This window comes from Pseudomonas sp. NBRC 111138 (genome assembly GCF_001320835.1).
GTDB classification, from domain to species: domain Bacteria; phylum Pseudomonadota; class Gammaproteobacteria; order Pseudomonadales; family Pseudomonadaceae; genus Aquipseudomonas; species Aquipseudomonas paracarnis.
The window spans coordinates 21,179-43,529 of sequence record NZ_BCBO01000115.1 but is presented as its reverse complement, the minus strand read 5'-3'; the positions used below and the strand labels follow the sequence as shown (position 1 = coordinate 43,529).

The 22,351-nt window shown below is 56.4% G+C and carries 23 protein-coding genes; 17 read left to right on the top strand and 6 right to left on the bottom strand.

Features of this window, described 5'->3' with window-relative positions:
- The first annotated feature begins 4 nt into the window (after positions 1–4).
- The 4 genes from APH41_RS21045 (at position 5) to APH41_RS21025 (ending at position 7,726) form a co-directional block, all read left to right on the top strand.
- The gene (locus APH41_RS21045; RefSeq protein WP_054921218.1) at positions 5–2,668 is read left to right on the top strand and encodes a type VI secretion system Vgr family protein; all 2,664 of its coding nucleotides are present in this window, start codon (positions 5–7) and stop codon (positions 2,666–2,668) included.
- A gap of 16 nt (positions 2,669–2,684) precedes the next feature.
- Entirely contained in the window at positions 2,685–3,584 is a 900-nt protein-coding gene (locus tag APH41_RS21040) for a DUF4123 domain-containing protein (RefSeq protein WP_054921215.1), read from the top strand.
- 168 nt (positions 3,585–3,752) lie between these two features.
- Entirely contained in the window at positions 3,753–6,569 is a 2,817-nt protein-coding gene (locus APH41_RS21030) for a T6SS effector BTH_I2691 family protein (RefSeq protein ID WP_156359075.1), read from the top strand.
- A complete protein-coding gene (locus APH41_RS21025; protein WP_054921209.1) occupies positions 6,566–7,726 on the top strand; it encodes a DUF6708 domain-containing protein in 1,161 nt (386 codons plus the stop codon). The genes APH41_RS21030 and APH41_RS21025 overlap by 4 nt, the downstream gene beginning before the upstream one ends.
- Here the strand turns inward: APH41_RS21025 and APH41_RS28880 are convergent.
- Positions 7,705–7,917 carry a hypothetical protein gene (locus APH41_RS28880; RefSeq protein WP_139271542.1) on the bottom strand — a complete coding sequence of 71 codons (213 nt, stop codon included), beginning with the start codon at positions 7,915–7,917 and terminating at the stop codon, positions 7,705–7,707. The genes APH41_RS21025 and APH41_RS28880 overlap by 22 nt on opposite strands.
- A 48-nt stretch (positions 7,918–7,965) precedes the next feature.
- Here APH41_RS28880 and APH41_RS21015 point away from each other — a divergent pair, with 48 nt between their 5' ends.
- Genes APH41_RS21015 through APH41_RS21005 form a run of 3 tightly spaced genes read left to right on the top strand, consistent with a single transcriptional unit; the run spans position 7,966 to position 9,373 of the window.
- Complete coding sequence (locus tag APH41_RS21015; RefSeq protein ID WP_054921204.1) at positions 7,966–8,313, top strand: hypothetical protein; 348 nt, start codon at positions 7,966–7,968, stop codon at positions 8,311–8,313.
- A complete protein-coding gene (locus APH41_RS21010) occupies positions 8,280–9,005 on the top strand; it encodes a DUF6708 domain-containing protein (protein ID WP_325168233.1) in 726 nt (241 codons plus the stop codon). Before APH41_RS21015 ends, APH41_RS21010 begins: the two co-directional genes overlap by 34 nt.
- Positions 8,930–9,373 carry a hypothetical protein gene (locus APH41_RS21005; RefSeq protein ID WP_156359074.1) on the top strand — a complete coding sequence of 148 codons (444 nt, stop codon included), beginning with the start codon at positions 8,930–8,932 and terminating at the stop codon, positions 9,371–9,373. The genes APH41_RS21010 and APH41_RS21005 overlap by 76 nt, the downstream gene beginning before the upstream one ends.
- 457 nt (positions 9,374–9,830) lie before the next feature.
- On the opposite strand, the gene APH41_RS21000 is transcribed toward APH41_RS21005, so the two are convergent.
- Together APH41_RS21000 and APH41_RS20995 are read right to left on the bottom strand one after the other, a co-directional pair.
- On the bottom strand, positions 9,831–10,058 hold the full coding sequence (locus APH41_RS21000; protein WP_054921197.1) for a hypothetical protein: 228 nt from the start codon (positions 10,056–10,058) through the stop codon (positions 9,831–9,833).
- A gap of 221 nt (positions 10,059–10,279) precedes the next feature.
- A complete protein-coding gene (locus APH41_RS20995; protein WP_054921195.1) occupies positions 10,280–11,248 on the bottom strand; it encodes an AraC family transcriptional regulator in 969 nt (322 codons plus the stop codon).
- Positions 11,249–11,349: 101 nt separating this feature from the next.
- Here APH41_RS20995 and APH41_RS20990 point away from each other — a divergent pair, with 101 nt between their 5' ends.
- Positions 11,350–12,585: an MFS transporter gene (locus APH41_RS20990; protein ID WP_054921193.1), complete on the top strand. Its 1,236-nt coding sequence runs from the start codon at positions 11,350–11,352 to the stop codon at positions 12,583–12,585.
- 212 nt (positions 12,586–12,797) lie between these two features.
- Here APH41_RS20990 and APH41_RS20985 read toward each other — a convergent pair whose 3' ends face one another.
- The 3 genes from APH41_RS20985 to APH41_RS20975 form a co-directional block, all read right to left on the bottom strand.
- A complete protein-coding gene (locus APH41_RS20985; protein WP_034127089.1) occupies positions 12,798–13,187 on the bottom strand; it encodes a tautomerase family protein in 390 nt (129 codons plus the stop codon).
- A 364-nt stretch (positions 13,188–13,551) separates the two neighbouring features.
- Positions 13,552–14,826 carry a glycoside hydrolase family 68 protein gene (locus APH41_RS20980; protein WP_054921191.1) on the bottom strand — a complete coding sequence of 425 codons (1,275 nt, stop codon included), beginning with the start codon at positions 14,824–14,826 and terminating at the stop codon, positions 13,552–13,554.
- Positions 14,827–15,039: 213 nt separating this feature from the next.
- Positions 15,040–15,918, bottom strand: coding sequence for a LysR family transcriptional regulator (locus tag APH41_RS20975; protein ID WP_032892377.1), 879 nt, complete (start codon positions 15,916–15,918; stop codon positions 15,040–15,042).
- Positions 15,919–16,073: 155 nt separating this feature from the next.
- Here APH41_RS20975 and APH41_RS20970 point away from each other — a divergent pair, with 155 nt between their 5' ends.
- The 9 genes from APH41_RS20970 (at position 16,074) to APH41_RS20930 (ending at position 22,344) form a co-directional block, all read left to right on the top strand.
- Positions 16,074–16,499, top strand: a complete 426-nt coding sequence (locus APH41_RS20970) for a VOC family protein (RefSeq protein ID WP_014718007.1) — start codon at positions 16,074–16,076, stop codon at positions 16,497–16,499.
- A gap of 112 nt (positions 16,500–16,611) precedes the next feature.
- Positions 16,612–17,868: a cation:dicarboxylate symporter family transporter gene (locus APH41_RS20965; protein ID WP_054921188.1), complete on the top strand. Its 1,257-nt coding sequence runs from the start codon at positions 16,612–16,614 to the stop codon at positions 17,866–17,868.
- Between the two features lie 104 nt (positions 17,869–17,972).
- On the top strand, positions 17,973–18,554 hold the full coding sequence (locus APH41_RS20960; RefSeq protein ID WP_054921186.1) for a TetR/AcrR family transcriptional regulator: 582 nt from the start codon (positions 17,973–17,975) through the stop codon (positions 18,552–18,554).
- 56 nt (positions 18,555–18,610) lie between these two features.
- On the top strand, positions 18,611–19,738 hold the full coding sequence (locus APH41_RS20955) for an alkene reductase (protein ID WP_054921184.1): 1,128 nt from the start codon (positions 18,611–18,613) through the stop codon (positions 19,736–19,738).
- A gap of 44 nt (positions 19,739–19,782) precedes the next feature.
- Positions 19,783–20,526, top strand: coding sequence for an SDR family oxidoreductase (locus APH41_RS20950; RefSeq protein ID WP_054921179.1), 744 nt, complete (start codon positions 19,783–19,785; stop codon positions 20,524–20,526).
- 92 nt (positions 20,527–20,618) lie between these two features.
- Positions 20,619–21,005, top strand: a complete 387-nt coding sequence (locus APH41_RS20945; protein WP_054921177.1) for a nuclear transport factor 2 family protein — start codon at positions 20,619–20,621, stop codon at positions 21,003–21,005.
- Positions 21,006–21,070: 65 nt separating this feature from the next.
- Complete coding sequence (locus APH41_RS20940; RefSeq protein ID WP_054921175.1) at positions 21,071–21,505, top strand: SRPBCC family protein; 435 nt, start codon at positions 21,071–21,073, stop codon at positions 21,503–21,505.
- A gap of 87 nt (positions 21,506–21,592) precedes the next feature.
- On the top strand, positions 21,593–21,814 hold the full coding sequence (locus APH41_RS20935) for a PLDc N-terminal domain-containing protein (RefSeq protein ID WP_003190416.1): 222 nt from the start codon (positions 21,593–21,595) through the stop codon (positions 21,812–21,814).
- A gap of 14 nt (positions 21,815–21,828) precedes the next feature.
- Entirely contained in the window at positions 21,829–22,344 is a 516-nt protein-coding gene (locus APH41_RS20930) for a hypothetical protein (protein WP_054921173.1), read from the top strand.
- The last annotated feature ends 7 nt before the right edge of the window (positions 22,345–22,351 follow it).

The following is a 22,351-nucleotide window of genomic DNA, read 5'->3' as shown; positions in this document are numbered from 1 at the left end:
ACCTGTGACGTTCTCTACCGCATTGACGCAACAGCAGCGCCTTTTGCAACTGCACACCCCCTTGGGCGCAGACACGCTGGTCGCCGAATACCTCGACGGCTGGGAGGCGCTAGACCAGCAAGGGTACTGCTTGCAACTGAGTGCCTTGTCCGCGGACGGGCGTTTGCCCATTGAACAACTGGTCGGCGCACCGGTGTTGGTGCAGTTGCAGTGTGCTGACTCGCGCACGGACTTGCGGCCTTTTCACGGGCATGTCAGCCAATGCACACGCGTCGGCAGCAATGGTGGGTTGGCCCGTTATCAGTTACGGATCGAGCCATGGTTGAGCCTGTTGCGACACCGGCAAGACAGCTACGCCTTTCATGACCTGACCGTGATGGAGATTTTCGAGCAAATTTTCGGTTTCTATAGCAAGGGCGTGATTCAGCCGCAGTGGCGCTGGGCCCTGGAGGATCCGGGCGTGTACCGCAAGCGCAGCCTGACGACTCAATACCAGGAAAGTGACCTGGCGTTTGTGCAGCGGCTGCTGGCGGAGGAGGGCATTGCCTATCACTTTGAGCATCTGGGTGATGCCCAGGCCCCGAACTTGGGCAGTCATACCTTGGTGCTGACCGACAGCAACCGCAAACTGGCGCCGAATGCGCCGGTATCCGTGCGCTTTCATCGCAGCGACGCCACCGAGGCAGAGGACAGTGTTCAGCAATGGGCGGAAGAGCACCGCTGGATGGTGGGGCAGGTACAGCGCCAAAGCTGGGACTACCGCAGCAATTCATTGTTGTCAGGACACGCTCAGGGCGACACCGGCATCAGTGGATGTGTGGACCAGGACACCGCCGGCCCTTATGCCTGGACGGACACAGCCCAGGGTGAGCAGCGTGCACGCCAGCACCTGAATGCTCAGCAGGTTGCGCGTCGCCAAGTGCACAGCCTGGGGACATGGCGACGTTTGGCACCAGGGGCCACTCTATGCCTGAGTAACCACGACAGCGTGCAGGCGGACGAACCCATGCTGTGCATACGGGTGCACCATCAGGCCCGCAATAACCTGGATGCTCAGCTGCAAGCGGCGGTACTGGCAGGGCTGGGGCCTGTGCCCGACCAGCCGGAGGCGGTGTATTGCAACCACTTCACACTCATCCCCGCCAGTCACCCTTATCGACCGCAAACCCAAGACGGTCACGGACGCCGCCTGCATCCCATCCCAACCGTCCACGGTGCGCAGAGCGCCATTGTGATCGGCGACGGAGGCCCCGTGATGACCGATCGCGACCAACGCATCAAGGTGCAATTCCACTGGCAGCGCGGTGAACGCTCATCCAGCCATCGCCCCCATCCTCGTGCGACCGACAATGCGCCGGCAGACGCCCGTGTTGGCACTTGGGTGCGCGTGGCCGCGACCCAGGCCGGTGGCAATTGGGGGAGTGCCTGGGTGCCCCGGGTCGGGCAGGAGGTGCTGGTGGAGTTCCTCGAAGGGCAGATCGACCGCCCCGTGGTCATCGGCTCGCTGTACAACGGCCGGGGCCAGGCCGAAGCGGCGCATAACCAGATCGCAGGCGGTGCCTCCGGCAGTACCGGCAACGCACCGGCGTGGTTTCCCGGCAACCAACACGCCGGGGTACTCAGTGGCTGGAAAACCCAGGACCTGTCCACCAGCGCCACCGGCAGCGGCGGCTATCGACACCTGCAGTTCGACGACACCCCAGGGCAAAGCCGCGTCCAGCTCTACACCACCGATCAAGACAGTGGTCTGACGTTAGGGCACCTCAAACAGAACAAAGACAACCAACGCCTGGCTGACCGAGGCTATGGCGTCGAACTGCACACCCAGGCCCAAGGTGCATTGCGTGCCGGTACCGGGCTATTGCTGACGACGGAGCCGGCTGACCAGCAAATGCAGGCCAAGGGTCTGTTGGCCGAGCTGGAAAAAGCCCAAGGCCAAGTGGATCAATTGGCCGACAACGCCAGACAGCAGAAGGCCGGGCTAGCCAGCGACGGCAAGCAGTTGCCCACCAGTGAAGCCCTGCAGAACAGCCAGGAAAGTCTGAAGGCGACACAACAGGGAACCGCGTCAGGCACGGGCATTGGCGGTGGCGAGGGGCAAGTGGCGGCGTGGAGCAAGCCGCTGCTCGCGCTCTATGGCCAAGCGGGCGTGCTCAGTTTGACCCCCAAGCACCAGATCTGGGCGACGGGTACTCAATGCCTACTCAACGCCGGCGCGGACATCAACTTCACCGCCCAAGGCCACACCGCCTTTCTCGCGGCTCAAGGCCTGATGCTGTTTACCCGTGGCGCAGGGGGCGACAGTCGCCCCATTGCGAACACCGGCATCGCCCTGCACGCCGCCAGCGGCGCGGTCAGCGTGCAAGCGCAGAGCGACAAGATCCGCATGGCGGCACAACAGAACATTCGCCTGGTCAGCACCCAGGGCAACGGGCTTGTACAGGGCAAAGAGCAGGTGCTGTTGAGTGTGCAGGGCGCGACCGTTCGGCTGGTGGGGGGCAACATTGAGATTCATGCGCCGGGGACGGTGACGTTCAAGGCGCAGCGGCACGCCTTAACGGGCCCGAAGAATGGTGCTCCTAATCCAGCAGTGTTGAACAAAGGGCGGTTCACGGGTTGCGAGTTCAAAAATAGCGAAGCGGACATGTCGGGTGCATCTGTTGTTTAGGGAAAGGGAGGCCTCTGTGAACGAAACAGAGATCAGCGGGATCAAGGACCTGCTGTTTAACAAGGTGGCTTCATACCCCAACACCTACGTATTGCTGGATATGGCGCGTCCTCATGCATTGGATCAAGTTGTGCGGGAGCGGGCGCAAGACAATATGGCGTATTTGAAACATTCCGACTTTGCTGAGCAACCTCAAAAAGCACCGGTACTGGTGAGATTAGAAGGGCGTCACGATGATTTGTTGGACGCTAGCGTTGACCTAGCAATACAGCAAACGATGACTTCTGACTGTCGCCTACGGCAGGTGGCTGGATGGCTATCTTCCTCGCTGTCCCCCCAGCCGTTGGCCAGCCTGCTGAGTTCAAAGCTCAAGCTGCTCCACGGCAGCGGTACGGCCCGACTGCGGTTCTATGATCCTCGAGTGATGGCACAACTTCCTGTTGTCTTCGATAAGCCGCAGTTGATGCAACTCGAGAGCGGTGTCGAGCAGTGGATCTATTTGGATGAAGGGGCGCAGCTGCAGCAAACGGTATATCCCTCACTTGCACCAATAAGTCGAGCACCGTTCCTGGCTAATGCCGAACAGTGGTCAGCATTAAAGCAGATTGAAGTGGTGAACTCGGCAGTTCATATGCTCCGGACGTTGGGTTGTGCCTATGAGCCTGACTGGATCACACAAATAACTCTTTTAGTCCGGCGCGCGGTTGAACAAGGCTTCAAGGGACAAGTGGAGCAAGCCACTTACGCAGTTTTCGGAGTTTGGTTGCATCGCAGTTTTGACCAGCACTCTCGAATTCGTCAGGTACTGGAGGACGCTCGAAAAGTGGGATCTACCTTTGGGGAGGCGATGGGGTCGGTGAGTGGCGATGAACTTCTACGTCTCAAACATGAAATGGAGCACGCTCATGCAGGCTAGTTTCTCCAGCCCTTCAATGTGCCAGTTGCGAGCTTTTTTGAATGGATTAGAGGGGGCGATAGTGAGCAAATCCAAGGTGGCCACTTTCCTGGCGAAAAACTTCAGGTGCGTGCGGATACAGGCGCATTACCCAAGTATCGGTCAGGCCACTCATTGGATGATCTTGCTATGAGCAATCCAATAATCAACGCGAGTCAAAACTCAATGGTGCCGTGTAGGCCTGGCAAGTGCAATTTTTGCAACAAGCAGGGGTTGCTGATTTTCCCGCTGAGGCATTCGGCTTTTTGTAGCGACAGCCCGATGTTGTTGGACAAGGTCGCGGTGGTGGCGCTGGGCGAGTCGTTTGACTTCCCCCAAGTGCGCTTCAGTGCGCGGATGCTGCGCAAGAGTTACCTGTATGTGCTGGTCGAGCGTAACGGCCTGAAGTCCTGGCAGTCGTATTTTGTCACTGACGATGCGCGGCTCTATCAATTCGCCCCGCTCTACCCACCCGCCCCAAGCCTGACGTTCAGTTGCTCCCGAGATGCTAACGCGCCCTCGACCTCGGCGGTCAGTATTGAAAAGCCGGAAGAGGTCAACAACACCTATTGGCTGTACACGCCTGACCCCTTGTCCAAAGCCAAGCTGGATGAGTACGAACAGTCCGCGGCGGCATTTTCAAACGAAGAGAAAATGCAGTACTTCAGCCCTGCGGACTGGGTTAACGGCAACCGTCACCAACCCTTCAGCCTTGAGCCGCAGGCCTTGGCCCAATGGGTACTGGAATATAAAGCGTTGGGCATCACCGCTACGGCGGCGACTCAGGACGCTGCGCCGACGCAGTTGGCCGCACGTTCTCCGGCCCTGCTCAATGCACTGAGTCAACAGGCCTATCCACCACTGTGTCCATCGGATGCATTGGACAGTGGGCGTCTGATCTCATCACATATCCGTCTTGTAGCATTGCGGGATGCGCTGGAGCGAGACCAAGGCGCTGCCCTGGTGCTACGTGATGCGATCGGTGTGACCCAGGAGCTGAACGCCTGGCGTAATGCGGCGCTCGAAGGGGCGGAGCCCTGGCTGAATGAAGAGCAGGACGGCGCCACCAATCACTGGCGTGTTCAGGTTGCGTTGCGGCTCAAGGATGTACGCGAGGGAATCCGTGAACACCGGATTAAAAAAGCCGATGAAAGCATCGATGATTGGGCCTACACCAGTCATACCGAAGACACATTGCAAGGCCTGTTTCCGGACACCAACAAGGAAGCGCGTGAAGACTACATCGTCCGAGCACGCAACCGCGCCAGTCTGAGAATGACTGAAGTCGAACTGTATGCGGAGATGGTAAAAGTCCGCGCAGAGGCCCAACAGCGTTACCCCGATCCTGGCGTCGCGGCGCGTGAAAGCATGCGCGAGACAGGCAAGGCTATGACTCGTCAGCAAATAGGCGAGGAGACGATCGCCCAGCGCAAACAACGTGCCGGTGAGCAGGCGCTTAAGCTGTTTGATCAACTTGACATGAATGAGGCGGACTCAGTACTGGCGCAGTTCGACGCCAAAACCGCCGAGTGCGAAGCCGTCGCTGAAGCGCGAGCCGCAGAGCATTTAATCGTCTTGCAGAGCACCTACCTGCTTAACGCCTTGTACGCCTATGACCCACAGGACCTGCGATGTGGCTGGGCGTTCGCGATCCAGGCCGCGCTGTGCACCTTGGGCATGGAAGCGTGCCCACCGGGCCAAGCCCTGCTGGCGCAGTGGTGGGAAGACACGCAAATCGCCGAAGGCAACCTGTTCTGGCGCGTTTATGCCTTGAATCAGCAGGACCTCATCGAACACACACGGGTCGGTTTGACCGAAAGTAAATCACTGTTCGCCAGTCTGCCGCTCAAGGACATTGCTGCCATCGCGATCAAGGAAATCAAGCGCGGTAAAAGCATCATCAATACCTTCGAAAAAGCCAACAAAGTCCTGGCCGATGGCGAAAAACTCGCGCCCATGGACTGGCTGGCCCGTTCGCAGATGGGCGTTCTGATGGGCTGGTACGCGCAGTTGGCCAAAGGCGTATTCACCTACGGTTCACCAAATAGTGTTGATAAGGCCATGGCCCATGTACTGACCACCGCCGTGAGTTGGCGCCTGGGCAAATTGGCACCGCAGTTGCGCCTGGAGGAACTGGCCGAGGCCAAGACACCAAAGAGCATTGACCGGGTGCGTGCGGAGTTGCAGGTGCGGGTGCGCGCTTCGGTTCAGGCAGAGTTGGAGTCCGGCAAGGTGGGCAACTTTTATGCCTTGCGGATCGGGGTGATTGTGGGACTGTACGAAGCGTTTCAGCTCTACAACAAGGCCCAGGCGATGCCGGATGGCAACAAGCAGAAGGCGGAATTTGTCGCGGCAGCACTGGCGACCACCGCCGTCGCGCTGGATTTGATGCATACCGGGGCGGAGTGGACCAGTAAGAAATATGGGGCTGCCACGGCAACGGGAAGAATAGCGGCCAGTTGGGGCGGTGGATTGAAGTTGTACGGTGGTTTTTTGGGCGCGATTGGTGGTGTGATTGGTGGTTCGCTAGATGTGAGCACTGCTGTCGATCAAATTCACAAAAAGCGGTTTTCGTTAGCGTTCGCATACGGTGTTAAAGGAGCTGCCACATTCGGAGTTGCATTTCTTTCTCTAGGAATTGCGATATCTGGAAGTGGTCCGTATTTACGAATGTTAATAGCTAGAACCGGTAATGCTATTACTTTGGAACTCCTTAAGGTCCTTGAGGTGGTAGCGGCGCGTTTGGCGGCGGAGCGAGCGCTACTTGTGATGCGGGCGGGATTAGCTCGACTTGCTTGGATCGCATTGATTATTGGTGGGGCAATATGGTTATTTGAGCCAGCGGCTATTGAAGCGTGGTGTGAAAAGTCCGTATTTCGGAAAAGTAAAAAAACTAAAGGGTTTAAGGGCCAGGCTGAAGAAGTTGTAGGTTTGGAGTCTGCCTTCACTAGTATGGTTGGTGAATGATGTTTTTATTTGAGCGTATGATGTGGTCTGTAAAAACAGAAGATCCAGAAGCGCGAGAGCATTGGAAAAAGGACGCCGCCACAAGCGAAGGGGTAGCTTCGTCGATTGCGACGCGCTTGGATGAAAATGCAAAACTATGGGGGGTTTATGAGTCAGCTAGTGATGTCCCTACTGATGCGGGCTCATTATATGAGTTTGGTGAAAATTACATTGATGTGCGCGCAGCTTTCCAAGAGGAGAAGCGAGGGCTGATTGCATTCGCCTTCCTGGCATTATCCATTGGGCTGAACTCTTACATGTTTTATGGCTTTGTTTGGACGGTCATAGGTGTTCTTGTTTCAGACTTTAATACTGAAAAATCTGTAGGTCTTGATGGGTGGTTTTTTGGTGTCTCAATTATCAGTCTTTGGTTCGTGATGAATTACCTTCTTTGGAAACACACTTGGAAATGGATTCGTGTCGAGTTGTTTACTCAGCGACATTTAATCGCGCGTTTCAATCGCAAAACTCGGCAGGTCTATGTGAATCGCCCAGATTACGCAGGAGGGCTCGTCACGTTGCCGTGGGGCGCAGTGGTCCCAGTGATCAATCCAGAGGATCCTGATTTTATCGGGGCCAGCGGTTTTTTGATCTTAGGCTTCCTTTCCGATCATTCCGGGGCTGGTTACGATGAATTGCTCATGTTAGGGCGGCCTATGCACGGTAATCAGGAACTGGTTGGTTTCTGGGAGTTCATCCGCCGGTATATGGAGGAGGGTCCACAAGCCGTTCCCAAGCCGAAAAGGTTGCTCACTCTGAGACCCACCCCAATCGAGCCGATTCGAGCAACCCTTCGTTTCATGTCCGGTTTCTGGCGCAACGGTGGAAAGATTACCGCGTTGATCACGGGCACCTTACTCTCGCCCCTGATCGTGCTGCATGCCCTGTGTCATTGGATTTCTTTACTGCTGTGTTGGGCGCCACGTTGGCCCAAAGAGATCCAAGAAGCCGGCCAACCTGGCAAACCCATTCCCAAGCTTACGACCGCGGAAGACTTCGGTCCGATTATTGGCGCCAACCTACGGGCCAATACCCTGAAAGAACGAAGCGAAACGCCTATGCCTGAGCGTAAGGGATGGCGGCCGGCTGCCGGTCATCAGGAGCGCTCCGAGGTTTGATAGGGCATTCCCCGTTGGATGAGCTGCATAGACAGCGTGCCGGTGAGCAGGCGCTTAAGCTGTTTGATCAACTTGACATGAATGAAGCGGACGCAGTGCTGGCGCAGTTCGACGCCAAAACCGCCGAGTGCGAAGCCGTCGCTGAAGCGCGAGCCGCAGATTCGGAAAGCTTGTTGGTTTTCGCTATTCAAGTAACGAAGTGCAGATGGCTGAGTTGCAAGTAGCGTTAAGGAGTTGATATGGATTATACAGGTCTCGAATTTGGCAAGCTGCGCTATCCAGTAAATCGTCCGTTGCACGATGAGGAGCGTAAAAAGAAGTTGGATGTGTCACGCTCCATAGATGTAGATCCGAATAATTTTTTGTCAGTAATCAAACTTAATTCTACTTACCTAGAGGTGGTGGATCGCTGGTATGCAGGTAAAGGCTTTAATGTCTGGCTGGGTTTGGTGGGCGCGCTGGCATTATTTCCTACAGCTATTTATTTTTATTGGGCGGTATATTTCTTATGGCCTCCGATCGGTGATGATGAGAACTGGATCAGTTGGGTGTTATGGTTGATTTTTTTCCTCTATTACTGGTCATAGCGATTGGGATACGCTGGCTTGTCCGAAGTGAGTGTTTTAGATGGACTCATTATCCTATGCGTTTAAATAGAAGGACAAGGCAGCTTCATATATTTTGTCAGAATGGGAGTGTGCTGACGGCGTCTTGGGATAGCGTTTTTGTTTTTGTTGGGGAGGCGACGACGCAGCCGGCTGGTAAATCCTACGACTTGAGGGCGCATGTTTTATCTGAGGATGGTAATACTGTGTTGCAAACATTTTCACTTGGCTATGTGCTGGCGGGTGGGCGGGAGAATGTGCTGCAGTTGTGGGAGTTCATTCGGCGCTATATGGAATGTGACGATGGTGCGGCACAGGCGTATGTTGATGCGTCGATTTGCTTGCCTATTCATGACAGAAAAGAAGGCTTCTTTTTTTCGGTTTTGCGAACGTTTGCGGGATGTGCGCGTTGGCCTTGGATCTCTTTGGTCTTTTCTCTCCCATACAGTTACATTGCACTTGGTCGCTGGCTAGCGATGACTACGAGTCGTATTCCTTGCTGGCCGCCTGAAATTGAGGCAATGAATGCGATTGACCCAGATGACGCATGGGCGCGCGATTGGCGCGATAACCCCAAGTTCGGGTTCGTGGATCAAACATGGCCGCTGATATGCTTTGTTATTGGTATCTGCAGTGGTTTGGCCATTTTGTTGATGATAGAAAATTTTTTTTGATGCATCACCCCGACGGCTGGGAAGCCCAAGACCTACCCATCAATGCCACCGGCAGCGGGGGCTATCGACACCTGCAGTTCGATAACTCCCCCGGTCAAAGCCGCGTCCAGCTCTACACCACCGATCAGGACAGTGGTCTGACAAATGTGACGGTGCCCGAGATCACTGCACCGAAAATGTTAAATAAAAAACGCGTGGCGAAGGGGAAGCAACCTTTCTTCAGCTACCGGGTCCTGCAGATCGAGGCTCCTCGGGGGGAGAGCGACCGCAGGCGGTGGGGTTCACGCCGCGCCACGGGCGCATTTGCGCCGTGGGCATATCCGGCGGTTGGAGGAGCGTACGGTTTGGGTCCGGCCTGCCATGGTTAACCTGGGGGCAAGTGCGGCCTTGGGAGCGGTGGGAAAAGACTACGCGCTGATGCCGACGCGCGCCACCTGATACGCCCTAAGCTCCGTCACATGCCGTCCTTCGTCAGCAGCTATTGTGCACATCCAACCCGCGCGTGCCACGCATGAGCCGATGACACGCCACCCGCTCGACACGCACCGTTGACAGTGTCATTTGTATTTCGAATGTACCGGGTGAGGCGTTGCAGCAATTAGGAAAAGCGTTGGGCATAGATATCCCCCCTGCGATGGAAGCAGCCAAGTGCTGTTGATTTCCAGCCGAATGCTGGGCACGCCGCTGCTGTGGAGGTCAATCAACAGCTGAGGTCTGCGAGGGTTTAATGAGGCCGCGTTCCGCCTGCACCACCCCATGGTGGTGAACACGCCGATCACCAGCGTTACGCTGATGCTACGTGAACGCACGTTCATGAGCGGATGCTCAGGCCGGGCGTGGCCGCAGTTTTTTGGTCATACGCACGCACCCTGTAATTTGGTTGAACTGCACGTAATGGGCTTGCGCCGTCCATTCCTCGACCAGGATCAAATACTCGGCCGGCGGATTGATCTGGCGCAGATAACCGCACAGCAGGCGTGTGCGTCGCGCGTTCATCGGCTGCTTTAGTGTCAAGATGACGTTGTCTGCGGCACGGCATTCAGTGATCTCCATGACTGAGCCCCTCATCGAGTGCTGGCGGCAAACGTGCTGGCCCAGTATCAGAGGCTGGGGATTCTCGCCGCGTGGCGTTCATTCTCAGATGAGGCGTTGCAGGCGTCTACTGTCATACTTGACAGTCCTTTAGTCGGTTGTGCACTGCCGTGACCCATTCCTCGACGTAACGGGCGTTAAATGATTCAGAGGCACAGACCGTCGACTACGTGCGCTCAGCTTCAAGTAACAGCGGGCTGCCTCACCTTGCGACTTAACCCCGGTGTCTTGCCCGTAATACGCTTGAATGCGCGACTGAAAGCGGCTTGGGATGTATAGCCCAAGCGCTGTGCTACCTCTTCGATCGGCAGCCTTTCGAGGGTCAGCCACTGGCTTGCGAGCCGCATTCGCAGTTCGGTGACATAGCGCAGCGGTGTCATGCCAATCGTCACCTGGAAGCGGTCCGCGAAGGCCGAGCGTGAGGTGTTGCATTGCGCTGCCAATTGCGCAACGGTCCAGTCGCGGCCCGGTTGTTGATGGAGCGCTAGCAGTGCACCTGCCAAGCGTGGATCGCGCAAGGCGGCGACCAGGCCAGAGGCATTACCGCAAGCGCACTCCACCCAGCCGCGAACGACCATGGCGGCCACCACGTCGGCCAACCGCGCGAGGATACCGGCGAAGCCCACACGTGCGGCGCTGACCTCGCGTTCCATGGTGGTCAGGATAGGCACCAGTCCAGGGTAGCGCTGGCCGCCGGCATCAATCAACATCAGGCCCGGCATCAGTTTGCCAAGGCCATGGATACTGCCCAGTTCAAACTCCATGCAACCACTGAACAAAATAGTGCTCGGCGTTGGGCTGGCATCGGTTGCGGTGTGCACCGCGCTCACGGTGTCACCGAGGGGGACGCTGTCTAGACCGTCGATGTCCTGAACAGGTGCGTCCGCATGGGAAGACAGTTGATGGGCGGCGCCATGGGAGATGAACACGGCGTTGCCGGCAGACAGCGCGTAGGTGGTGCCGTCCGCCATTCGCAGCACCGCATTGCCGACCGCCATGAAATGGAACCAGGCATGCCCAGGTTTTTCAGCGAAGCCCAAACCGAAACTCGGACTGGCTTGTATACGCCGGTATTCGACGCCACGCAGGCGCATACCGCGCAACAGCTCGTTGATGAGATCCGAGGAAAGAGCAAACTGTTTTGCAGACATTGTTCAGGTGTTTTAGTCAAAAAGTAGAGGTTTTTGATCATAGATCATCCAGTTTCCGGCGCCTAGACTGCGGCTTGAAATGAAGACTGGAGATCCCTGCAATGACTGACTGTATATGTAATGCCGTATCCAACCGCCATCCCGGCGCCTTCTCGGAGGCGGAGCCTGCGGCCCCCGCGTGGATGGCGGTCTTCTCGCTGGCAATGGGGGTGTTCGGATTACTGACCGCTGAGTACCTTCCGGCCAGTTTGTTAACACTGATGGCGACTGATCTGGGAGTGTCCGAAGCACTGGCTGGCCAGGCGGTAACGGTGACAGCAGTGGTAGCGCTGTTCGCCGGTTTGTTGGCGCCAGGCCTGACCCGCGGTATCGACCGACGTTGGGTGTTGCTGGGGTTTTCAACGCTGATGGTTGCCTCCAATCTTCTGGTCGTCGCGGTGCTGTTGTTGATGCGCATCTTGCTGGGGATTGCCCTAGGCGGGTTCTGGAGCATGGCTGCGGCGGTGGCGATGCGCCTGGTGCCGAGTGCTTTGTTGCCTCGGGCGCTTTCGATCATTTTCAGCGGGATTGCTATCGGGACGGTTGTTGCCGTGCCGCTGGGCAGCTATCTGGGTGGGCTATACGGCTGGCGCAGTGCGTTCTTTGCAGCGGCGGCGGTAGGCATGGTGACCCTGGCTTTTCAGTCATTGACTTTGCCGCGCCTCGCGCCGCGCCGGCCGACACGTCTGCGCACCGTTTTCGAAGTGTTGCAGCGCCCGGGCATCGCCATGGGGATGTTCGGTTGTGTGCTGGTGCATAGCGGTCACTTTGCGATGTTCACCTATGTTCGGCCATTCCTGGAAGGCACTACCGGCATCGGCCCGCAAGGGCTGTCGCTGATGTTGCTGGGGTTCGGTGTGGCGAACTTCTTCGGCACGCTGTTGGCTGGCAGGCTGCTGGAGCACCACCCGCTGGCCACTCTGGTGTTAATGCCTGCGCTGGTCGGGGTTGCAGCACTGGCGTTGGTGCTGTTGCCACCCTCGTTGCCGATGCAGGCAGTACTGCTGGCAATATGGGGCTTGGCCTTCGGCGGTGTGCCGGTAGCGTGGTCGAACTGGGTCGCCAGCGCGGTACCTGATCAGGCGGAAAGCGCCGGGGGCATGGTGGTGGCATCTGTGCAGTCCGCCATCGCCACGGGCGCCGCCGCTGGCGGAGCAGTGTTCAGCCTCGGTGGCAGCGCTGGCGTATTCATAGCGGCAGCGATGCTGATGCTGCTGGCTGCGTTGCTGATTGCGCTGCGTGTCCGGGTTCCTTCTGTCCATGGCGTTCGCGAGTCCACGCCCGCATTACACCTTTGATTCGGTTTTCCAAACCGCCTCGTTGCGCTTTGGGTGGATGTCACATTTGGCACCGATAATCCTGAGTCACGGTGGTTTCCAGGCGAAGCATAGGCGCCCCTGCGCGAGCGCATAGCAGAAAATATCCGCAAGGCGGTATCAAGGGCACCGCGGGATTGCCGTGTGGGATACTCCTTTGGGGCCCAACTCGGAGCCAGACTCCACTGAGTGCCTCAAAGCTCCCCGGTTAGAAATTGTGCCCGTCCATAACCAAAGCTCCAGTCCGCATCTGTATTGGTTACTATTGAAACCACCAGTTCGGAGGCGGCAATTCCACATTTCTCCCGCAGGCCTTTCGCTAGCAACTGATAGAACAAGACTTTGGATTCCTCAGTCCTAGGACGACTGATCACAGTGATCACCACTACATTGTCCGTTCGATCGATACCGAGCCCTGTATCTTTGACAATCAATCTACTTGGGCGATGTTCGTTGACGATTTGATACCGATCCCCTTCGGGTACTTGAAATGCCTCCACGACTGCGCAGTGGGCAGCGTCGAGCAAGGTTTTTACTTGGTCATCAGAACGCCCATCTATAAGGTCGATTTTGATCAATGGCATGTCTTGATTCTCACTAGTCAAAGGTGCGTGCATTGCAGGAAGGATTCACACGATAAAGCTTTGGACTGTTCATAAAAAGGCCATATATTAAAATTCATTGTTTTCTTTTTAGAACAATTCACTTTCAAAAACGTTGGAAATTGATCGACTTAAGCCTCATGAATCACCCGCTCATTCTCAGCGGCATCGACGTCTACGACTGGCTTTGAGGCGCTGGCCTTCAACGGGCACAGCGCGCACCCCACCTCACTGGCTACATCCTTGTAGCCAGTGAGGTGGGGTAAGTTGCATCAGACGGGATATCTCGATGCTATCCACTACGGGTTTGTCATCGAATTCAAACCCGTTGCCTTACAGCCTCCGTTTACTTGAGCGTGACGTCGAGCATCGGCGGGATGTAGCCGTAGTCATACTCGGCGACTACGAACGTTTGCAGCCCTTTGATCTTGATACCCACCGTCGGTGCCTCGGTGCCGCCGATACGGATCTGCGTGCCGGTGTCGTCGGTCGGTACGCTGTCGATGAAGGAGGTCACCAGGCCGTTGGGCATGACGCAGTGCGAGTAGGTCTGGAACGGTTGGGAGGACGGGTTGCCCAGTACCAGGCCAGAGCCGTTCAACGGCACATACGGGCCGAACAGCGAATCGGCGACGAAACCGTACACCCCGTCCGGGCCGGTTACACCGTCGGCGTAGGTGAAGGTGTGGCTGATGGTGAACAGGTAGTACTTGCCGTCCTGGAACACGAAGTGCGGGCGTTCGGTCTGGTCGTTGACGCCGATCGCGGTCAGCAGCGGTGGCAGCATTTCCCAGTCGTCGCCGTCTTCGTCGCGGGCCACGGCGATCCCGACGCAGGCGGTCTGGAAGCGCGAGTTGCCGACCTCTTCATAGCCGGGTGGCACGTCGCCGATTTCGGCTTTACCGACCTTGTGCGAACCGCGCTCGCCGGCCACGTTGCCTTCGAACAGCATGTACAGCTTGCCGTCTTTCGGGTCGCGGAATGGCCATGGATCGCGAAAGCCCCAGAAGGCGTTTTGCGCTTCGGTCTGGTACATCTTGCCGTCCGCCTCGAACAGCGGCTTGACCTTCTCGAAGCCCACCAGGCTGACGCCGTGCTCGGTGGTCACCACGCGGCCACGCACCTTGACGATGGTCGCGCCGGGCGTGACGGCGGTGTAGTACAGGTCCACTTCGCCTTGTTCGTTCAGCAGGATCGGTGTGCCAGCCCATTCGCGCACGGTGGGCGAAACCCCTTCAGCCATTACCCGGCCGCCGAGTTTCCAGTCTTTGCCGGTGCGGGAGAACCAGTAGTACATCTTTGCCCGGCCATGGCGATCGTTCCAGTCGCGGATGACGTCGTAGTTGCCATTCTGATCGAGGTATTGAGGGTCGTTCGGGTGGCGATCCGCAGTGAGGGTGAAGATCACCGACCAGCCGTCGACGGAGGTGATGTTGCCGTCGATGTCACGCAGCGGCATGGTGTCCCAGATAAAAACCTCGTCACTCAATACCGGGAAGTTCGCACTGACCAGCGGCTGGGTGGTGGTGGGGTCGTCCGCATGGACTTTGAGCGCATCGGCGCGGGTCCACAGGCTGGGTTGATGGGGTGTTTTGCCAAATTTCGAAGGGGTGCTTTTCATAGTAAGCCTCGTCCATGAAGGGATTCAAAATACTGTATTTATATACAGTTATTTGAATTTAAAAGACTCGGCTCTCTCGGTCAAGGATAAAAATGCATTTATGCATAAAATGTGTTTTTTGTGAGGCTGATACGTTTCATCTCGTCTCGTTTCTAGACGTTCTGTTCTCGAGCTATCGGCGTGGTCGGGTGGCGACCACTAGCGAGCGCTTGGTTAGATCAGGCCTCGCTTGAACTGGTCAGAGATCAAGTCAGCCAGTATCCGCACCGGTTCGGTGAGGCTTTGGCGAGAACGGTGTATGAGCCCGATATCACGATGAAAGGTGTGTATGCCCAGATCGAGTGCTCGAACACCCATAGGCCACTCCGGATCTCTGCACGTTTGCGGCACCAATGCGACGCCCACGCCCTTTTTAACCAACTGGAGGATGGCTTCCAGCTCATCCAGTTCGCACACCTCATGCAGCGCGAAATGCATTTGCCGCACAAATCGATCAACCTGCCGGCCGCCGAACGATGAGCGGTCATAGCGAATGAAAGGATGGCTGGACAGGAGCGCCGACCAGTCTTCACCCGGCACTTCGCTCGGTACTATTAGCCGGTAGGGCTCCCGCGCCAGCGTCGTCCAGTGCAGGTCACTCTGAAGCGAGAAGGGTGGGCGAATGATGGTGGCCATGTCGATCTCGCCAGCGTCGACGAGGTTGACCAACTCCATCGACAGCCCTGGAATGATTCGCGTGCGACATTGCGGGCATTGCTGGTGAAACCTGGCCAGCGATTCGGGCAAATATGAGCGTTGCACCGACGCGATTGCGCCGATAGTCACCCGCTCGTTGGTGGGTTGTCCCATCGTCGAGGAACCCAGGTTGTCGTAAAGATTGAGCAGCTCCTGAGCTTGCAAGAGTACTTGGTGGCCCATTCTATTGAGATGCGCAGAGCGTCCTTTTCTGTCGAAAATTTCGACGCCCAGTTCAGCTTCGAGGCGCTGGATTTGCGCGCTCACAGCGGCCTGGGTCAGGCCGATTCTGTTGCCGGCAGCGGCAAAAGTGCCTTCCCGTGCAACAGCGATGAGTGTCTTGAGTTCTTTGATCATTCATAAATATTAATTGTGTTTCTAAGAAATATATATTGATTTTTATGTTGGGTTTTCCGTCCTACGATGTTTTCCATCCCCGGCAACGGCTGAGCCAAGCGAGGCAATGACGGGGGAATGTTCGCCAAGCCCACAAAAAAAGCACTGGAGATCTGATGAGCCTCTCGCCATTCCACCTCGCAATACCTGTTTACGACCTGGCTTCAACACGGACCTTCTACGGTGAGGTTTTTGGTTTAGAAGAAGGGCGGTCCAGCACTCAATGGGTCGATTTCAATTTCTATGGTCATCAACTGGTGATTCACGAGCATCCCAAAACCGCCTCTCAAGAAAGTGTTCATAGCAATCCGGTCGATGGTCACGATGTTCCTGTTCCGCACTTCGGCATCATTCTGGGTTGGGAGCAATGGGAAGCGCTGGCCGAGCGACTGAAGTCGTTTGGTACCGAATTTGTGATCGAACCGTACATTCGTTTCAAAGGTCAGGTTGGCGAGCAAGCCACCATGTTCCTGTTTGATCCTTGCGGCAATGCCCTTGAATTCAAGGCGTTCAAGGATATGGGCCAGCTCTTCGCGAAATAAGAACACCCATGGCACAGCTGAGCTGTGCCATGGGGGCTCACGTGAGCTGCAAGCTCATGACTCTAGCAACTGCTGATAACGCAGACCTTACATACCAACAAGAAGGCTAGACATGAAACGTATTCCCTTGATGTGGCAAATCGTTGCCGGGCTGTTGCTTGGCGTGCTTGTCGGTTGGTACTTCAATACCCATCCGCACTATCAGGCATGGGTCAGCGTGCAGGTTCTGAAACCGCTTGGTGACATCTTTATCAAGATGATGAAGATGGTCGTTGTGCCAATCGTGTTCTGCTGCATGATTCTGGGCATTGCCGGTGGCCCAGACAGCAAGTCATTTGGCCGCATGGGGGTGCGCTCGCTCGGTTATTTCTTTGCGATTACCGCGCTGGCCGTCGTCATAGGCTTGTGTTTCGCAAATCTCTTCGAACCGGGAACAGGTACCGATATTTCCGGTGTTTCGCACGGTGCCGCATCCATCACGCTGGAGCCGCCCAAAGGAGCGCTGGTAATATTGCAGAACATCGTGCCCGATAACGTATTGGCTGCGATGTCCGAGGGGAAATTGCTGTCGGTGTTGTTTTTTGCCGTGCTGTTCGGCTTGGCATTGAACGCCTTGCCGAAAGAGAAAAACGCACCGGTCATCGCACTGCTTCAAAGTGTTTGCGATGCGATGTTCAAGGTTGTCTCCATGGTTATGGCTTATGCGCCTGTGGGTGTGTTCGGCATGATCGGCGCGACCGTGGCGACGTTTGGTTTCGCTTCCTTGTTGCCATTGCTCAAGTTGATTGGTGTTGTGTACCTGGCGCTGATTGTTTTTGCGTTGGTGGTACTTGGCGGTATCTGTTACTTGATAGGCGAAAACATTTTCAAGTTGATCGGGTACTTGCGCGATGAGTTGATGCTCGCGTTCTCAAGTGCCGCCTCAGCCGCAGTGATGCCGCAGTTGATGACAAAGATGGAAAGTTACGGCGTGCCGCGTCGGATCGTCAGCTTCGTGGTGCCGGTGGGGTATGCGTTCAACCTCGATGGTGCGTCGATTTTTCTTGGGGTGGCGACGATCTTTGTCGCGCAACTCCATGGCATCGACCTGTCGTTATCCCAGCAGATCCTGTTGGTGGTGACCATGGTGCTGACTTCCAAGGGCGCAGCAGGGGTGCCAGGTTTCGCCATCATCATCTTGTCAGCGACATTGGCCTCAGCAGGTCTTCCACTGGAAGGCGTCGCGTTGATCGCTGGCATTTTCAGGATCATCGACAGTGGTACCACTACGTTGAACGTGTTGGGCAATGCCATTGCGCCGTTAGTCATCGCCAAGTGGGAAAAGGTCGAGCTCAGACCTTCAACGGATTATCCAGCCGCACGGGCCTAGTCGTTTGCAGGAGCAACGATAGGCGAGAACGCAGGGGGTCATTCGTCAGGTATTGCTAATGTTTTGTAGACGACCGGTCTAGTTTTGGATAGGCTCTCGTCATTATGAAAAAATCTAATCTGGACATGCGACAGCACATCATCGATGTAGCGAAGACACTGATGACCCACAAGGGCTATACCGCCGTCGGTCTTATGGAAGTATTGACGACGGCGGGCGTGCCCAAGGGCTCGTTTTATCACTACTTCCGCTCCAAGGAGGAGTTCGGCCAGGCACTACTGGAAGAGTATTTCCAAGAGTATATCGGTCGGGTAGACATCGTCATGGCAGCGCAAGGGACTGGCGCCGAGCGGTTGATTGGCTACCTGGATTATTGGGCGAAGACACAGGCGTTCGATCATCCCGAGGAGAAATGCCTGGTGGTGAAACTCGGCGCAGAAGTGTGCGACCTTTCGGATGACATGCGCAGCGTACTTGAAGAGGGCACCGCACTGATTATCCAGAGGATCACCCGGTGTGTTGAACAGGGGATGGCTGATGGGTCCATCACATCGACCCAGAACGCCGAAACATTGGCTGAATCGTTGTATCAACTGTGGCTTGGGGCTTCACTGTTAGTGAAGGTGCGAAACACAACGGCTGCTTTCGAAACAGCGCTGAACACGAGTAAGCGCCTGCTGGCATAGAGGCGTTTTTTTTTACCACTTTACTAGACGACCGGTCTAATTTATAAAGAGGCTTTATGACCGATATCACCACGGATACCGACCTTTTTTCTCCCATGCATCTGGGGGCGCTGCAATTGGCTAACCGGATAGTCATGGCGCCCGTCACACGTAGCCGGATGGCCGACGACGGTGTGCCAAATGAAATGCACGCCACTTACTACGCTCAACGTGCCAGCGCCGGCTTGATCATTGCCGAAGCGACGAACATTTCTGCCCAAGGACGTGGCTATGCCATGACTCCGGGAATCTGGTCGCAAGAACAGGTGGACGGCTGGAAAAAGGTCACCGATGCAGTGCACGCGGCGGGCGGCAAAATTGTCAGTCAGTTGTGGCACGTGGGACGTTTTTCCAGTGTCGAGTTGCAACCCAACGGCGATGCCCCCGTAGCGCCTTCGGCGATCAAGGCTGAAGGTAGCACCTACACCGAAAATGGCTTTGTCGAGGTATCGACGCCTCGTGCGCTGCAAACCTCGGAGATCCCAGGGATCATCGAGCAATACAAGCGGGCCGCCGAGAACGCCAAGCGAGCCGGTTTTGATGGCGTAGAAGTGCATTCGGCCAACAGCTATCTGCTCGATCAATTCCTGCGGGATTCCACTAACAAACGCACCGATCAATACGGTGGCTCCATTGAGAACCGGGTGCGACTGACCTTGGAAGTCACTGAAGCCGTGGTTTCGATATGGGGTAACGACCGTGTCGGTATTCGCCTTTCACCGGTGACCCCTGATGCCGGTAATACGCCTCCTGACAGCAATGTCATGGCGACTTATGGCTACCTGATCCAGCAGCTCAATCAATTGAACCTGGCGTACCTGCATTTTGTTGAAGGCGCCACGGCGACCTCCCGCACAGTGCCCGAAGGTGTGGACCTGGATGCATTGAGTGCCCAGTTTGAAGGGCCATTCATAGGCAATAACAACTATGACCTGGCGATGGCAATCGAACGCCGCGCGCAGGGCCGGATCGATGCGGTTGCATTTGGTCGCTTGTTCATTTCCAACCCCGACCTCGTCGAGCGTCTGCGTCGCGGTATTGAGCTGACCATCGCTCCACGCGAGAGTTACTACGGCGGGGGGGCAAAAGGTTACATCGATTGGCCAACCGCTGACGCCTCAATAGCAAGGTCCCGCGCTAATTAAGGTGCAGGCGTCGCAATAGCATTCATTGCAAAAAGGTATGGAACATGAATTACCTGCAAAACAAGGTAGCCATCGTCACGGGCGCATCCTCAGGCATCGGCGCGGCAACCACCCGGGCGCTGGTAGCGCAAGGTGCGCGTGTGGTTGCCGCCGCCCTTGATGAAGAGGCGTTGGAGTCTTTCGTCGCTGACCTGCGCGAGGCCGCAAGTGAGGTGGTCGCGTTTACTACTGATGTGACTCAACCGGATCAAACCCAGGCACTTGCCAGGTTTGCCCGTGAAACATACGGCGCCATCGACATTCTGGTGAACAACGCTGGCCTGATGCTTTTTTCCCGTTGGGTTGATCTGGCCGTGCAGGATTGGAAAAAGATGATCGATGTGAACATCAAGGGTTACCTCAACATGACGGCTGCAGTATTGCCGTTCATGTTGGAACAGAAGTCCGGGCAGATTCTCAATATGGACTCTGTTGCAGGGCATCAGGTAGGGCCGTCTGCGGGTGTCTACAGTGCGACCAAGTTTTTCGTCCAGGCCATGACCGAGTCCATGCGCAAAGAACTCGGCGTGCAGCACGGTATTCGCGTTAACACGATCAGCCCTGGCGTCATCAATACAGGGTGGGCGGACAAGGTCAGTGATCCGCAGGGGCGCAAGGCTGCCCAGGCGCTGAACCGGATTGCAATTGGGCCTGACGATGTCGCCCGTGCAGTGATTTACGCGCTCAACCAGCCGGAAAACGTCACCGTCAATGACTTGATCATCTCGCCGACGCGCCAGGATTGGTAGCGGGCGGCGGTCATTGACTCATTCAGCAAGACCCCCCGGCTATGTCAGGCGAGCGGTGTGGCATCTCATCCCCCATAAAAGGAAAAACAAGCATGTCGAAGAATATCAAGGCAGTACCCACCCACGAGTACGACGCTGTCATCGCCACAGCCAATCAGTACGTGGAAGGTCTGCGTACCGGTAATGCTCAAAGCGTTGCACAAGCCTTCCATCAAGACGCAGTGATGTATGGGTTCACCAATGGCGAGTTGCTCGGCGGCCCGATCAACAACCTGTTTGATTTCGTTGCGAAGAACGGCGGTGCACCCCAAATCACCACTCGCCTTGACGTATTGGCAATCACGCCGAGCACCGCAGTAGTACGTGTCGATATGGAAAACGATGCGATTGGCGCCGATTACAACGACTACCTGACACTGATCAAAATTGAGGGTGTCTGGAAGGTGATTGCCAAGGTGTATCACCAGTTCGACGCGTAAGCATCAACCGATCCCGGCACGCCTGATGCCGGGATCGCCGGGCTGTCTATTCAAAGGGTTATACGATGCCAATGGTTGAATTCTCCGCTGTTTTGAACAGCGATGCACAACGCGCCTGGAGCGTGGTGAAGAAGTTTGGTGAGATCCAGCAATGGCACCCTGCGATTGTCGAAAGCAGCCTCGAGGACGGTGAGTCCGATGGGGCTGTTGGGAGTATGCGCACGTTGACGCTGTCTGATGGAGCGGTTGTGAGAGAGCGCTTGTTATCAGTCGATGATCGCACCTTAACGCTGTCCTACCGCTTTGAGGAAGCGCCACTGCCTCTGGACAACTATGTGGCAACGGTACGTTTGGTGGCTTTGACGGGGCAAGACCAAACGTGCATCACTTGGTCTGCATGTTTCGATCTCCAAGAACCCAGTACCGCGCAACACTATCAAGCCTTGATTCAAAGCTTGATCGTAGATGGCCACCAGGGACTGCAGTTGTTGCTTGCTTAGTGTCGATGAGTCCAACGGTAGGCCCTTAAAAATAATGAACCCTGCCTGCGCCTGCGCACCAAAAGTTACATAACCTGGAGGTGCATCATGCAAACCACTTACTTCTGGATAGGCCTGGCAGTGATCCTCGTACTGCTCGACGCGTGGATCATCAACAGCATCTGGCGCAGCGATAACGCATCGGCCAGCAAGGCAGGCTGGAGTGCTGTCGTCGTGGTACTGCCGTTCCTGGGCGCCGCGATATGGGCGATTGCCGGCCCAAGGGGTGTCACCAAGGGGCCGTCTTCTCCCGAGCACAGCAAGGGCTGAGTCCGGGCCGCGCTATGAACAACCCAGACCCCGACGACTTACAGAGCCGCAACTACCCGGTACCGGAAGATATGGCCTTGCAGCGCAAGGTCTGGCGCTTTGAAAGGGTGGGTTGGTACGCGCTGCTGGTGCTGATGGGGCTGAGCCTGGCGGGCCTGTTTTCCAGCGGGCCGCTGAGCACCCGCGAAGTGCGCAGTGCCGATGGGCAGTTGCGCGTGGAGTACCAACGCTTTTTGCGCAATGGCGCCTCCGATGGGCTGGTGATTCATGTGCAAGGCAAGGCCCAAGAACCCCTGGAGGTCGAGTTGAGCGGTGAGCTGCTGCGCGGTTTCAATATCGAGATGCTCCAGCCGCAGCCGCTCAAGGCCAGGGCGGCCGGGGAGGGTGTAAGCGTCTGGATGCTGAGTGACAGCGCCGGCCAGGCCGTGTTGCACCTGACCTTGCGCAGCGACACGGTGGGCAGCGTGGATACCCAGGTGTCGCGACCCACAGGGGCGTCCGTGCGCTTCTCTCAGTTCATCTACCCTTGACCGTCAG

Excerpts from the sequence above, each read along its gene's own strand:
- APH41_RS20945 (WP_054921177.1), top strand. The coding sequence starts at position 20,619 with ATGTCGAAGAATATCAAGGCAGTACCCACCCACGAGTACGACGCTGTC.
- APH41_RS20960 (WP_054921186.1), top strand. The coding sequence starts at position 17,973 with ATGAAAAAATCTAATCTGGACATGCGACAGCACATCATCGATGTAGCG.
- APH41_RS21030 (WP_156359075.1), top strand. The coding sequence starts at position 3,753 with ATGAGCAATCCAATAATCAACGCGAGTCAAAACTCAATGGTGCCGTGT.
- APH41_RS21005 (WP_156359074.1), top strand. The coding sequence starts at position 8,930 with ATGGCCGCTGATATGCTTTGTTATTGGTATCTGCAGTGGTTTGGCCAT.
- APH41_RS20990 (WP_054921193.1), top strand. The coding sequence starts at position 11,350 with ATGACTGACTGTATATGTAATGCCGTATCCAACCGCCATCCCGGCGCC.
- APH41_RS21000 (WP_054921197.1), bottom strand. The coding sequence starts at position 10,058 with ATGGAGATCACTGAATGCCGTGCCGCAGACAACGTCATCTTGACACTA.
- APH41_RS21025 (WP_054921209.1), top strand. The coding sequence starts at position 6,566 with ATGATGTTTTTATTTGAGCGTATGATGTGGTCTGTAAAAACAGAAGAT.
- APH41_RS20995 (WP_054921195.1), bottom strand. The coding sequence starts at position 11,248 with ATGTCTGCAAAACAGTTTGCTCTTTCCTCGGATCTCATCAACGAGCTG.
- APH41_RS20975 (WP_032892377.1), bottom strand. The coding sequence starts at position 15,918 with ATGATCAAAGAACTCAAGACACTCATCGCTGTTGCACGGGAAGGCACT.
- APH41_RS21010 (WP_325168233.1), top strand. The coding sequence starts at position 8,280 with ATGGTTGATTTTTTTCCTCTATTACTGGTCATAGCGATTGGGATACGC.
- APH41_RS20965 (WP_054921188.1), top strand. The coding sequence starts at position 16,612 with ATGAAACGTATTCCCTTGATGTGGCAAATCGTTGCCGGGCTGTTGCTT.
- APH41_RS20940 (WP_054921175.1), top strand. The coding sequence starts at position 21,071 with ATGCCAATGGTTGAATTCTCCGCTGTTTTGAACAGCGATGCACAACGC.
- APH41_RS20980 (WP_054921191.1), bottom strand. The coding sequence starts at position 14,826 with ATGAAAAGCACCCCTTCGAAATTTGGCAAAACACCCCATCAACCCAGC.
- APH41_RS21015 (WP_054921204.1), top strand. The coding sequence starts at position 7,966 with ATGGATTATACAGGTCTCGAATTTGGCAAGCTGCGCTATCCAGTAAAT.
- APH41_RS20955 (WP_054921184.1), top strand. The coding sequence starts at position 18,611 with ATGACCGATATCACCACGGATACCGACCTTTTTTCTCCCATGCATCTG.
- APH41_RS20935 (WP_003190416.1), top strand. The coding sequence starts at position 21,593 with ATGCAAACCACTTACTTCTGGATAGGCCTGGCAGTGATCCTCGTACTG.
- APH41_RS20950 (WP_054921179.1), top strand. The coding sequence starts at position 19,783 with ATGAATTACCTGCAAAACAAGGTAGCCATCGTCACGGGCGCATCCTCA.
- APH41_RS20970 (WP_014718007.1), top strand. The coding sequence starts at position 16,074 with ATGAGCCTCTCGCCATTCCACCTCGCAATACCTGTTTACGACCTGGCT.
- APH41_RS20985 (WP_034127089.1), bottom strand. The coding sequence starts at position 13,187 with ATGCCATTGATCAAAATCGACCTTATAGATGGGCGTTCTGATGACCAA.
- APH41_RS20930 (WP_054921173.1), top strand. The coding sequence starts at position 21,829 with ATGAACAACCCAGACCCCGACGACTTACAGAGCCGCAACTACCCGGTA.